Origin of the sequence: Nocardioides rubriscoriae (genome assembly GCF_008087085.1) — a bacterium.
Taxonomy (GTDB): domain Bacteria; phylum Actinomycetota; class Actinomycetes; order Propionibacteriales; family Nocardioidaceae; genus Nocardioides; species Nocardioides rubriscoriae.
The window spans coordinates 160,513-172,266 of sequence record NZ_VIYJ01000001.1; the positions used below are offsets into that span (position 1 = coordinate 160,513).

Genomic DNA, 11,754 nt, shown 5'->3' on the forward strand with positions numbered 1-11,754 from the left:
CTCCGCCATGTGTGACGGGGGTCACCGCGCGATCGGCACCTGGTCACCGTGGATCCGGCCGGCACGCTCGCGCAACCGCTCACCGGAGCCGCCCCACCGCCCGGCGATGAACTCGGCGGCGATGCTGATCGCGGTCTCCTCGGGGGTGCGAGCACCCAGGTCGAGGCCGATCGGGCTGGAGAGGCGGTCGAGCTCGTCGTCGGTCAGGCCGGCCTCGCGCAGCCGGGCCATCCGGTCGTCGTGCGTACGACGCGAGCCCATCGCCCCGACGTAGGCGACCTCCGGCAGGCGCAGCGCCTCCTCGAGCAGCGGGACGTCGAACTTCGGGTCGTGGGTGAGCACGGTGATGACCGTCCGCCCGTCGATCGCCCCGGCCTCGAGCTCGGCGCGCAGGTAGCGGTGCGGCCAGTCGACGACGACGCGGTCGGCGTCGGGGAAGCGGCTGGCGGTGGCGAAGACGGGGCGGGCGTCGCAGACCGTGACGTCGTAGCCGAGGAACGACCCGACCCGGGCCACCGCGGCGGCGAAGTCGATCGCGCCGAAGACCAGCAGCCGCGGCTTGGGGGCGAAGGCCCAGACGAAGACCCGCATGCCCTCGCCGCGGCGCTCGCCGTCGGGGCCGTAGGTCAGGGTCGCGTTGTGGCCGCTGGCCAGCAGCCCGAGCGCGTCGTCATGCACGGCGTCGGTGGCGCGGTCCGACCACAGGGCACCGCTGTCTCCGTCGGGGCGTACGACGACGCGGGTGCCGAGCCGCGCGGGGTCCGGGTGCTCGATCACCGTCGCGAGCGCGACCGGCCGGCCGGCGGCGATGTCGTCGGCGACCTCGCGCAGCTCCGGGAAGGTCTCGCGCGAGACCTTCTCGACCCACACGTCGAGGATGCCGCCACAGGTCAGTCCGACGGCGAACGCGTCGTCGTCGGAGACGCCGTAGCGCTCGAGCACGGGCGCGCCGGAGGCGACCACCGACTGCGCGAGCTCGTAGACCGCGCCCTCGACGCAGCCGCCCGACACCGAGCCGACCGCGGTCTCGTCGGGGCCGACGAGCATCGAGGCCCCGGCCGGGCGCGGGGCCGACTGGAACGTCGCCACCACGGTGCCGACGCCGACGGTCTCGCCGGCCTCCCACCACGCCATCAGCTCGTCCAGCACGTCACGCACGCGCCACCACCTCCATCAGCTCGGCGTAGGTCGCGAGCGAGTGCCCGGCGACCAGGTCGTCGACGTGCGGCAGGACCGCGACGATGCCCTGCTGCACGGGTTCGTAGCCGACCTTGCCGCGGTGCGGGTTGACCCACACGAGCCGGTGCGCGACCGACCGCAGCCGGCGGGCCTGCTCCCCGAGCTGGGCGGCGTCGCCGCGCTCCCAGCCGTCGCTGAAGACGACCACGACCGCACCGCGGGCCAGCCCGCGCCGGCCCCAGCGGTCGGTGAAGACCTTGAGGGTCTCGCCCAGGCGCGTGCCCCCCGACCAGTCGGGTACGGCGGCGCCCGCGGCCACCAGCGCCCGCTCGGCGTCACGGTTGCGCAGCGCGCGGGTGAGGTGGGTCAGGCGGGTGCCGACGGTGAAGGTCTCGACCCGGCCGCCGCGCGCGGCCAGCGCCTGGGTCATGGTGTGGGCCAGGCGCAGCAGCGCATCGGCGTAGCCGCTCATCGAGCCGGAGACGTCGATCAGCAGCACGACGCGGCGCGGCCGCGAGCGACGGTGCCGCCACTGCACGGGCGCCGGCTCGCCGTGCATCCGCATGCTCGCGCGCAGGGTGCGCGCGGCGTCGATGCTGCCGCGCCGCCAGGGCTCCTGGCGCAGGGTGCGGCGCAGCGGCGGGCGCGGTCGCAGGGTCGCGAACATCGCCGCGAGGTGGTGCTTCTCGGCCGCGGTCATGGCGGCGACGTCGCGGTGGCGCAGCACCTCGACCGCACTGGCCAGCGCCCGCACGGCGTCGTCCTGCTCGCCGTCCTCGCCGTCGCCGGAGCCGCTGTCGAGCGACACCTGCGAGGTGACCGGGCGCGACGGCGGCGCCGGCTTCTCGCGCGGCAGCCCGTCGCGGGCGTCGAAGAACGCCGCGAACACCTGGTCGTAACGCAGCAGGTCGTCGGGGGTCGAGCACAGGGTCGCGCGCCCGGCGGCGTACGTCGCGACCTGGCTGCCCAGGCCGACCAGCGCGGTCGCCTCGAGGAACCCGGCCGCACGGTCGTGGGTGACCGGGACCCCGGCCGCGCGCAGGGCGCGCGTGAACGCCAGGAGCACCTCGTCGATCTCGTGCGCGCCCACGGTGGGTCAGGCCCGCAGCATGGTGTCGAGGGCGTGCTTCACGCGGTCGGCGTCCTCGCGGTACTTCACGAGGGCACCCAGCGTGCGCGCCGACGACTCGAGGTCGAGCTCGGTGGTGCCGAGGTGCTGCAGGGCCCGCGCCCAGTCGAGGGTCTCGGCGACGCCGGGCGGCTTCTCGAGCTGGGTCTCGGTGCGCAGCCGCTGGACGACGCCGACGACCTGCTCGGCCAGCGCGGCCGACACCTCGGGGGCTCGCGAGCGCACGATCGCGACCTCGCGCTCGAGGCCGGGGTGGTCGATCCAGTGGTAGAGGCAACGCCGCTTGAGGGCGTCGTGGAGCTCGCGGGTGCGGTTGGAGGTCAGCACCACGACCGGCGGCGTCGCGGCCGCGACCGTGCCGAGCTCGGGGATGCTCACCTGGTAGGTCGACAGCACCTCGAGCAGGAACGCCTCGAACTCGTCGTCGGCGCGGTCGATCTCGTCGACCAGCAGCACTGCGGGGCTCTGCTGCAGCGCCGTCAGCACCGGCCGGGCGAGCAGGAAGCGCTCGTCGTAGAGGCTCTTCTCGGCCTCCTCGAGACCGTCGGCCCCCACCCCGCCGGTCGCCTCGAGGGCCCGCAGGTGGAGCACCTGGCGCGGGAAGTCCCAGTCGTAGAGCGCCTGCGTCGCGTCGATGCCCTCGTAGCACTGCAGGCGGACCAGGGGGACGTCGAGCGCGGTGGACAGCGCCTCGGCCAGCGCGGTCTTGCCGGTGCCGGGCTCGCCCTCGAGCAGCAGCGGTCGCTGCATGGCAAGACCCAGGAAGGCGACGGTGGCCAGGTCGTCGTCGCACAGGTAACCGGTCGCGCCGAGGCGCTCAGCGATGTCAGCGGGCGACGACGGTGTCTGCACGCGGCCCAGGCTACGGAGCAGGCTGTTGGCCGGAGGTTGGCCGGTCCACGTCGTGGCCGGTCGCGAGGTCGCCGCACTCGACCAGGAGGCAGCCATGCGCGCGCAGGTAGCCCTTGGCGCCCTCGTCGCCCTCGACCGCCATGGCCGCCGGGAGCCAGTGGTCGCGCCCCATCAGCACCGGATGACCGGGCCGACCGTCGTACGACGCGCGGGCCAGGCTGGTGGGGCCCTCGGCGGCCGCGAGCAGCCGTCGGCAGGCGTCGGCCCCCACGTCGGGCAGGTCGACGAGCATGACCAGGGCGACCTCGCCGTCGTCGTGGCGGAGCGCGGACAGCCCGGTGGCCAGCGACGCCGCCATCCCGGTGGCCCAGTCGTCGGCGACGACGACGCGCACGTCGTCGGGCACCAGCGCGCGCGCCTCATCGGCCGCGGCGCCCAGCACCAACAGCAGCTCGTCGCAGCCGGCCACGCGCAGCACGTCGAGGCTGCGCTGCAGCCAGGAGGTGCCGTCGCGGTCGCGCACCAGCGCCTTGGGCCGGCCCATCCGGGAGCCGGCCCCGGCCGCGAGCAGCACGCCCGCGGTCATCAGCCGAAGGCCTGCCCGTAGACCGCGGCGAGCGAGTCGGAGTACTCGGCGGTGAAGCCGCACAGCGTCACCCGGCCGTCGGTGGCGGCGACCAGGTAGCGCTTGCCCTCCTCGAAGGTGACCGCCGTGAGCAGGGCGTCCATCTCCTGGCCGGGGGCCTGCACGACGACGAGGTCGGTCGGGTCGCCGTGGTAGAAGCGGGTCGGCAGCAACGTGACGGCGCTGCCGCTGATGGACTGCACGGTGCCGTCGAAGACGGTCTCCTGCTTGGCGACCACGTCGGGGGCGGCCTCGGGCACCAGGCACTTGCCGTTGGCGGCGGCGGCCGCGACCGTCAGCTCGGTGACCGTGCGCAGGGGCGCGTCGACCGGTGGGGCCGCGGCGCCGCCCGCCCGGCTCGACGGCGCCTCGCCCGCGCTCGGGGCCGGGGCGTCGTCACCGCGGTCGCCGCCGACGGCGAAGAACACCCCGCCCACGATCAGGACCGCGGCGGCCGCCGCCATGGTCCAGGTCAGCCGGCTGCGGTGGTGGGTGCCGTCGGCGCGGGACTCGTCGGTGGGCTGGTGGGTCATCGTGTCCTCCAGGAGTCGGGCCACCCGGGTCGGGTCGGCCTGCGGCAGGGAGGACGCCGGGTCGACCGACCGCAGCAGGGCCCGCAGGTCGTCGTGGTCGTGCGCGTCGTCGGTCATGGCTTCCTCCTCCCCGTCGTCCCCTCATGTCCGGCACGCAGCCCGTTCTTTCGTAGTGCCTCGCGCAGCTTCTCGCGGGCCCGGTGCAGCCGGATGCTCGCGGCGTTGGGGGTGAGGTCGAGGACGAGGGCGATCTCGGCGGGCGTCAACTGCTCCCACGCCCACAGCCGCAGCAGCTCGGCGTCCTTGGCCGGCAGGGTGGCCAGCGCCTCGGAGACCACCTCGACCGCGGGCGGCTCGTCGTCGCCCGGCCCGGCCACGCGCGTCGCCGGCGGGTCGACGGTCGCGACCCGTGCCGCGACCCGCTGCTGGCGCCGCGCACCGCGCTCGGCGTTGGCCAGGCAGTGCCGCGCGACGCCGTAGGCCCACGGCAGCGGCGCGTCGGGCACCTCGCCGAGGCGGCGCCAGCAGACCAGCAGCACCTCGGCCAGCACGTCCTCGGCCGTCGCCGGGTCCGTACGCCGGGCCAGGAAGCGGCGCACGGGCTCGACCACCTCGGCCGCGACGTCCTCGAGTCGCGCACGGCGGGCCGGAGAGGTCACGTCTCCACCGTGCCACACGGTGTTGCTCGGCCCGAGGGGGTGACCGTGCGGCGAGGTGGCGTTTGACCCCGGTCGCGCGGTGAGAGGCTGGCCCTGGCCTGACTCTTGGAGGTGACCCGTGGCGCGATTCCCCTCGGTGGGTGAGGAGTTCGGCAGCTATCGCATCGTGCGCCAGCTCGGGCGCGGCGGCATGGGGGTCGTCTTCGCAGCCGAGCAGCAGGGGCTCGGGCGCACGGTCGCGCTCAAGGTGCTGGCCCCCGAGCTCGCCGGGGCAGCCCGATTACCGGGCGCGGTTCTCGCGCGAGGCCACCGTGCTGGCCCGCCTCGACTCGCCCCACGTCGTGCAGGTGCTCGACCACGGCGAGCAGGACGGCTGCCTCTACATCGCCACCCAGTACGTCGCCGGCGGCGACCTTGCCGACGCGCTGCGCCGCTACGGCCCGGTCCCCGTCGCGCAGGCCGCCGAGATCTGCGGGCAGGTCGCCTGGGCGCTCGCCGACTCCCACGCCGCCGGCGTCGTGCACCGCGACGTCAAGACGAGCAACGTGCTGCTGCGCGAAGTGAGCACCGAGGTCTTCGTCTACCTGTGCGACTTCGGGATCGCCCAGGACCGCGACCCCGGCCTCACCGCCCCCGGCGCGGTCGCCGGCACCTTCGCCTACCTGGCCCCCGAGCGCCTGCGGGGCGCGCCGGCCACCGCGTCGGCCGACCTCTACGCCCTGGGCTGCGTGCTCTTCACGTCCCTGATCGGCGCAGCGCCCTACGCCGGCAGCGACGTCGAGATCGGCCTGAGCCACCTCACCGCCCCCGTGCCGCAGGTCGTCACCACCTCGCCGGTCGCCGCCGCCGTCAACGCGGTGCTGCAACGGTCGATGGCCAAGGACCCCGCCGCCCGCTACCCCGACGCCCGCGCGATGCGCCACGACCTGCGCGAGCTGGCGCGGCTCGCCCGGACCACCCCGCACCCGCCCCTGGTGGCACACACGCCGGTCGGCGGACGGTCGCCCGGCGTGGCGACCCCGGCCCCGGTCCCGCGACCACCGTCCCTGCCGCCGCCCGTCGCGGCCCCACCCGCGCCGTACACCGGCGGGGCGCCGCGGCGACGTCGTACGGCGGCCGTGGCGGTGGGTGCGGTCGCGGCGGTCGTCGCCGTGGCCGCCGGCACCGGCCTCGCCCTGGCCGTCACGGGGTCCGACGACGAGCCCGAGGCCCGCGGCTCGAGCGCGGCGGTGACCTCAACGGTGTCGACGGAGGCGTCCTCGGCGTCCACGCCGAGCCCGACCGAGCCGACGACCGAGCCGACGACCGACCCGACCAGCCCGGCCCCGCGACCGACCCGGCAGCCGCAACCCACCTACCCCGACGTGCCGCCCGCGACGGGGGTCCGCATCGCCCTGGGGCCGGCCTCGCTGCGCGCCCCCGAGGGCTGGGGCACCATCGACCCCGGGATCGTCGACCAGGGTGTGGGCGCGCGTGACTACTCCGACTACGAGGGCTACTACTCCTCGGTCTTCATCCGCCGCACCGCGCCGGGTTTCCGGCTCGACTCCGTCGCGCTGCTCAAGATCGCGGCGCAGAGCACGGTCGAGGCGCTCGACGAGAACGACGACACCCTCACCCTCGAGGACAGCGAGCCGCTGCCGACCGCCTGGCTCGACGGCGAGCGGGCCGCCCGGATCCGGGCGCTTTACTACTCCCCCGGCGACGACCTCTACCTCAGCGAGGAGACGTGGCTGGCCCAGCACGGCCGGTTCCTCTACCGGATCACCTTCCAGCACTCCCGGGCCGACACCCTCGCCGAGCGGCGCGCCCAGATCGACCCGATGATCGTGTCGTTCCGCTGGTCCTGACCACCCCGTGACGCCGACCCGTCGCGAAACGCGACGGGTCGACCGGATTTGGCGCTGACCCGTCGCGTCAACGCGACGGGTCGGCGAGGTGGAGGGCGGAACGCGACGACCGGCCCGCCCCAGAGGTCTGGGACGGGCCGGTCGCGGTGGTGCGGGACTACGGGTGGTGCCGGGTGGGTGGACTCAGAAGTCCATGCCGCCCATGCCGCCCGAGGGGTCGCCGCCCATGGGGGCAGCCTTCTCGGGCTTGTCGGCGACCACGCACTCGGTGGTGAGGAAGAGCGCCGCGATGGAGGCGGCGTTCTGGAGCGCGGAGCGCGTCACCTTGGCGGGGTCGATGATGCCCTCGGCGATCATGTCGACGTAGTCGCCGGTCGCGGCGTTGAGGCCGTGGCCCGGGGTCAGGTTGGCGACCTTCTCCGCCACGACGCCGCCCTCGAGGCCGGCGTTGATGGCGATCTGCTTGAGCGGGGCCGAGGTCGCGACGCGCACGATGTTGGCGCCGGTGGCCTCGTCGCCGACCAGGTCGAGCTTGTCGAACGCGGTGGCCGCAGCCTGGACGAGCGCCACGCCGCCACCGGCGACGATGCCCTCCTCGACGGCCGCCTTGGCGTTGCGGACGGCGTCCTCGATGCGGTGCTTGCGCTCCTTGAGCTCGACCTCGGTGGCCGCGCCGACCTTGATGACCGCGACGCCGCCGGCCAGCTTGGCCAGGCGCTCCTGCAGCTTCTCGCGGTCGTAGTCGGAGTCGGACTTCTCGATCTCGGCGCGGATCTGGTTGACCCGGCCCTCGATCTGGCCCTGGTCGCCGGCACCCTCGACGATGGTGGTCTCGTCCTTGGTGATGACGATCTTGCGGGCCTGGCCCAGCAGGTCGACGGTCGCGGACTCGAGCTTGAGGCCGACCTCCTCGGAGATGACCTGGCCGCCGGTCAGGATCGCGATGTCCTGCAGCATGGCCTTGCGACGGTCACCGAAGCCGGGGGCCTTGACGGCGACCGACTTGAAGGTGCCGCGGATCTTGTTGACGACCAGCGTGGACAGGGCCTCGCCGTCGACGTCCTCGGCGATGATGACCAGCGGCTTGCCGGACTGCATGACCTTCTCGAGCAGGGGCAGCAGGTCCTTGACGTTGCTGACCTTGGAGTTGGCGATGAGGACGTAGGGGTCCTCCAGCACGGTCTCCATGCGCTCGGGGTCGGTGACGAAGTAGGCCGAGATGTAGCCCTTGTCGAAGCGCATGCCCTCGGTCAGCTCGAGGTCGAGGCCGAAGGTGTTGGACTCCTCGACCGTGATCACGCCCTCCTTGCCGACCTTGTCCATCGCCTCGGCGATGATCTCGCCGACGGTGGTGTCAGCAGCGGAGATCGACGCGGTGCTGGCGATCTGCTCCTTGGTCTCGACGTCCTTGGCCATGGAGAGCAGCTGCTCGGACACGGCGGCGACGGCGGCCTCGATGCCGCGCTTGAGACCCATCGGGTTGGCACCGGCGGCCACGTTGCGCAGGCCCTCGCGGACCATCGCCTGGGCCAGGACCGTGGCGGTCGTCGTACCGTCGCCGGCGACGTCGTCGGTCTTCTTGGCGACCTCCTTGACCAGCTCGGCACCGATCTTCTCGTAGGGGTCCTCGAGCTCGATCTCCTTGGCGATGGAGACGCCGTCGTTGGTGATCGTCGGCGCGCCCCACTTCTTCTCGAGCACGACGTTGCGGCCCTTGGGGCCGAGGGTGACCTTGACGGCGTCGGCGAGCGTGTTCATGCCACGCTCGAGGCCGCGCCGGGCCTCCTCGTTGAAAGCAATCAGCTTGGGCATAACTCCTGAGATCCTCACGATCAGAGTTCTGGGGATCCGGGGTGGTGGGCTGCCCGCGACGGACGACCCCGCTCTCCGGCAGAACCCTTTCTCCGCCGGGAGGGAGCCTCAGCTGGCACCGCTCCGGTTGTCACTCTCGTGCTGAGAGTGCCAGCGTCATGTTTAGCACTCGACCAGGGAGAGTGACAACCCTGGGCCTCGGAGCAGGCGTGGGAACCGAGGCTCAGAGCCGGGCCTCGACCGCGTCGACGAACCGTTGCGCGTTCGCGGGCAGCAGGTCGAGGTAGAGGCCGGGCTCGGTGATCTCGACCTCGCTGACCATGAGGCGGCCGGTGCTGTCGCTACGGAGCATGTCGACACGGGCGTAGACGATCTCGAGGCCGAGGACCTCGCTGGCGGCAGCGACGGCGTCGACGGCCAGCAGCGTGGCCTCGCGGGTCAGGTCGACGACGCGGGTGCTGCCGCCGTACTGCGGGTGCACGCGTACGTCGTGGGGCGGGGCCAGCTTGGTGACCTGGCTGACGGGCTGCCCGCCGATCACGAACACCGACTCCTCGCCGTCGCGCTGCACCGACGCCACGAGCGGCTGGACCACCCAGGGACCGGCGCCGACCGGGAGCCGGCCCTCCGCGTCGTCGACCACGACGAGGCCGCGCCCGCCGGCGCCCACGCGGGGCTTGACCACCGAGGCCCCGAATCGCCCGATCGCCGCGCGCAGCTCGACCGCCGTGTCGGCCAGGATGGTCGGCACCGTGGGGACGTGACGGCCGATCTCGACCAGGTAGCTCTTGTCGGTGTTCCAGCGAAAGGCCTCGGCGCCGTGGAGCAGCCGCGGACCGACCCCCTGGGCCCAGCCGAGGAAGTCGTGGCGCCGCGCGTCGTAGTCCCAGGTCGAGCGCACGCAGACCAGCCGTGCCGCGGACCACTCGACGAACGGGTCGTCCCAGACCGCCCACCTGCTGGTGAGGCCACGCGCCGCGAAGGCCCGGTCGAGGACCTGGTGCCCTGGCTCGCCGTCCGGGAGGTCGGCCGAGGTCGCCAGGAGCACGTCGGTCACGAGCGGCCTACGCGCCGCCTGATCCGAGCCGGGACCGCGACGACCGCACGTCCCGCCTTCCAGGTGGCGCTCTGCCGGATGCGCTCGAGCTCGGCCTCGGCCCGCTCGGCCCGACCCCGGGCCGCGGCGGCCCGCTTCTCGGCCGCGACCGCCCGGCGCTCCGCGGCGACGGCCGACTTCTCGGCCTCGCGCAGCTCACGCGTCAGGACCCGGTGGAGCTGACGTGTCGACTTGACCGCGAACTTGCGCTCGTCGGCCAGGGTGCGCTCGAGCCGCTTGATCTTGAGCTGGGGGCTCTCCTCGAAGTCGGCGGCGCGGGCGGCGCTCAGCTCGGGCCGAGGAGTCACGACTTCCTCCAGTAGACGCCCGCCCAGTCGACCTGGTGCATCTCGTCGGTGATGCCGCGCGACTCGCGGAAGTCGTGGATGGCCTGGGCACAACCCTTGACCGCGCCGTAGTCGTCGACGATGACGTAGCCGCCGACGGCGACCTTGTCGTAGAGGGGCTCGAGGGCGTCGATGGTCGAGGCGTACATGTCACCGTCGAGGCGCAGCACGCTGATCTGCTCGATGGGCGCGGGGGCGAGGGTCTCGTTGAACCAGCCGACGAGGAACTCGACCTGGTCGTCGAGCAGGTCGTAACGGCGGAAGTTGTCCTGCACCTTTTCGACCGAGACCGCGAGCTCGATCTTGGTGTGGTGCTGGTCGCCGGCGTCGGCCTCGAAGCGCCCGTCCGGCGGCGGCAGGCCCTCGAAGGAGTCGGCGACCCACACCTTGCGGTCGGTGATGCCGTGGGCCTTGAAGATCGCCCGGGCGTAGATGCAGGTGCCGCCGCGCCAGGCGCCGGTCTCGATGAAGTCGCCCGGCACGCCGTCGGCGATGACGCTCTCGAGGCACTCGCGCACGTTGCGCAGCCGCTTCATCCCGATCATCGTTTCGGCGTCGGCGGGCCAGTCCTTGCCGATCTCGCGCCGCTCGGCGTCGAACTCGCCGGCCTCGACCACGCGGATGTCGCGGTCGCGGGTGGCGATGCGCACGAGGTTCCAGAGATAGCCCTCGTAGGAACGGGGCTCGAAACGCACCGTGACGTTGCGCCCCTCGAACCCGTAGCGGGTCAGCATCTTGGCCATGATGTCGAGGTAGAGGTCGACGGCGGGGCTGGCGGCGCTGTCGGCGCTCTCGGGGCTGGCGGTCACGGGGGTCGTCACGGGCGGTGAGCCTAACCGACGCGGGGTCGCTCCCCCGGGACCACGTGACCGAACGGGACGACGTCGTGCAGGCCGAGGGCGGTGAGGACCGACGGCAGCAGCGCGGCCGCCGTACGCCGGTAGCCCAGCGCGCTGGGGTGGAATCGGTCGAGGCTGAACATCTCGTCGGGGTTGGTGATGAAGAAGGGACCGACCACCCGCGCCAGGGAGACGGCGTGGCCGCCGGCCCGGACGGTGGCGGCGGCCTGGGCGGCGGCGAGCTGCCGGGAGGCCCGCGAGCCCAGCGAGCGCAGGGGTTGCGGCACCGGACGCAGGGCGCCCAGGTCGGGGCAGGTCCCGACGACGACCTCGGCCCCGCGCTCGCGCAGCGCGCGTACGGCGGCCTCGAGGTCGGCGGCGGCCTGGGCCACCGGGACCCGGTGGGTGACGTCGTTGCCGCCGACGACCACCACCGCCACGTCGGGCCGGTAGCCGGCGGGCAGGCCGTCGAGCTGGGCTGCGAGCATCGCGCTCTCGGAGCCCACGACGGCCGCGGTGCGCAGCCGGACGGCGCGACCGGTGTGCTTGGCCAGGCCCTTGGCCAGCCGCCCGCCGAGGGTGTCCTTGCGGCGCTCGGCCCCGAGCCCCGCGGCGATGGAGTCGCCGATCAGCAGCAGGTCGAGCGGGTCGCCGTAGGACGCCTTCCAGACGCGGTCGGCGTCGGGGGGCGTCTCGCCGAGCGGCTTGCCGATCAGCCGCCGGGCGACCGCCGCCTGCCGGTGGAGCAGCTCGCGGGCGCCGTACGACGTGAGGGCCGTGCCGGCGGTCACGGTCAGCGTCGCGGTCACGACCAGGCGGGTTCGGCGCACCCC

Annotated in this window: 12 protein-coding genes; 1 reads left to right on the top strand and 11 read right to left on the bottom strand. The window is 73.7% G+C overall.

What is annotated here, in order from left to right; all coding sequences use genetic code 11:
• Positions 1–21 precede the first annotated feature (21 nt).
• From FZC61_RS00800 to FZC61_RS00825, 6 genes are read right to left on the bottom strand one after another with little or no spacing between them, the layout of a single operon-like run.
• Positions 22–1,158, bottom strand: coding sequence for an XdhC family protein (locus tag FZC61_RS00800; RefSeq protein WP_148611512.1), 1,137 nt, complete (start codon positions 1,156–1,158; stop codon positions 22–24).
• A complete protein-coding gene (locus tag FZC61_RS00805) occupies positions 1,151–2,269 on the bottom strand; it encodes a vWA domain-containing protein (protein WP_211357027.1) in 1,119 nt (372 codons plus the stop codon). Before FZC61_RS00805 ends, FZC61_RS00800 begins: the two co-directional genes overlap by 8 nt.
• A gap of 6 nt (positions 2,270–2,275) precedes the next feature.
• Positions 2,276–3,160: an AAA family ATPase gene (locus tag FZC61_RS00810; protein WP_246142453.1), complete on the bottom strand. Its 885-nt coding sequence runs from the start codon at positions 3,158–3,160 to the stop codon at positions 2,276–2,278.
• A gap of 10 nt (positions 3,161–3,170) precedes the next feature.
• Positions 3,171–3,746, bottom strand: coding sequence for a nucleotidyltransferase family protein (locus tag FZC61_RS00815; protein WP_148611516.1), 576 nt, complete (start codon positions 3,744–3,746; stop codon positions 3,171–3,173).
• Positions 3,746–4,435, bottom strand: a complete 690-nt coding sequence (locus FZC61_RS00820) for a hypothetical protein (protein WP_148611519.1) — start codon at positions 4,433–4,435, stop codon at positions 3,746–3,748. Before FZC61_RS00820 ends, FZC61_RS00815 begins: the two co-directional genes overlap by 1 nt.
• Positions 4,432–4,977, bottom strand: a complete 546-nt coding sequence (locus tag FZC61_RS00825) for an RNA polymerase sigma factor (RefSeq protein ID WP_148611521.1) — start codon at positions 4,975–4,977, stop codon at positions 4,432–4,434. Before FZC61_RS00825 ends, FZC61_RS00820 begins: the two co-directional genes overlap by 4 nt.
• Before the next feature lie 140 nt (positions 4,978–5,117).
• On the opposite strand from FZC61_RS00825, the gene FZC61_RS00830 reads away from it, so the two are divergent.
• Positions 5,118–6,827 carry a serine/threonine-protein kinase gene (locus FZC61_RS00830; protein ID WP_281289786.1) on the top strand — a complete coding sequence of 570 codons (1,710 nt, stop codon included), beginning with the start codon at positions 5,118–5,120 and terminating at the stop codon, positions 6,825–6,827.
• 183 nt (positions 6,828–7,010) lie between these two features.
• Here the strand turns inward: FZC61_RS00830 and groL are convergent, their stop codons facing one another.
• The 5 genes from groL to FZC61_RS00855 all read right to left on the bottom strand — a co-directional run bounded on the left by groL (position 7,011) and on the right by FZC61_RS00855 (position 11,751).
• On the bottom strand, positions 7,011–8,639 hold the full coding sequence (gene groL, locus FZC61_RS00835) for a chaperonin GroEL (RefSeq protein ID WP_148611525.1): 1,629 nt from the start codon (positions 8,637–8,639) through the stop codon (positions 7,011–7,013).
• 223 nt (positions 8,640–8,862) lie between these two features.
• A complete protein-coding gene (locus FZC61_RS00840; protein ID WP_170285917.1) occupies positions 8,863–9,696 on the bottom strand; it encodes an ATP-grasp domain-containing protein in 834 nt (277 codons plus the stop codon).
• Positions 9,693–10,043 (bottom strand): hypothetical protein, encoded by a 351-nt coding sequence (locus FZC61_RS00845; protein WP_148611529.1) that lies wholly within the window; start codon positions 10,041–10,043, stop codon positions 9,693–9,695. Before FZC61_RS00845 ends, FZC61_RS00840 begins: the two co-directional genes overlap by 4 nt.
• Complete coding sequence (locus FZC61_RS00850; RefSeq protein ID WP_211357028.1) at positions 10,040–10,903, bottom strand: TylF/MycF family methyltransferase; 864 nt, start codon at positions 10,901–10,903, stop codon at positions 10,040–10,042. Before FZC61_RS00850 ends, FZC61_RS00845 begins: the two co-directional genes overlap by 4 nt.
• A gap of 11 nt (positions 10,904–10,914) precedes the next feature.
• The gene (locus tag FZC61_RS00855; protein WP_246142454.1) at positions 10,915–11,751 is read right to left on the bottom strand and encodes an SGNH/GDSL hydrolase family protein; all 837 of its coding nucleotides are present in this window, start codon (positions 11,749–11,751) and stop codon (positions 10,915–10,917) included.
• Positions 11,752–11,754 lie beyond the last annotated feature (3 nt).